Source organism: Photobacterium sp. DNB22_13_2 (assembly GCF_052873915.1).
Map to the genome: position 1 here is coordinate 1 of NZ_JBNNXU010000163.1, position 264 is coordinate 264.

Consider the following 264-nt stretch of genomic DNA (forward strand, 5'->3'; position numbering starts at 1 on the left):
GTGTGACAATGGGCGCGACCGTCGATCGGGCGCCAGGCTGCGCGCTGTGCGAGACCGACGGCGGCGAGCCTGTCTGGCGCAATGCCCGGGCGCGTGTCGTGCTGGTTGAGCACGCGCGCTTCCCGGGATTCTGCCGCGTGATCTGGAACGACCACGTGGTCGAGCAGACTGATCTGTCGGACGCTGATCGCCACTGGCTGATGGAAGTCGTCACGCGCGTGGAGCGCGTGCTGCGCGCTGAGCTGGCGCCGGACAAGATCAACC

Annotated in this window: 1 protein-coding gene; it reads left to right on the forward strand. The window is 68.2% G+C overall.

Annotated features, from left to right (window positions below; translation table 11 throughout):
- On the forward strand, window positions 1-264 hold a 264-nt coding region (locus ACVA58_RS28210; protein ID WP_446513542.1), incomplete at both ends, for an HIT family protein.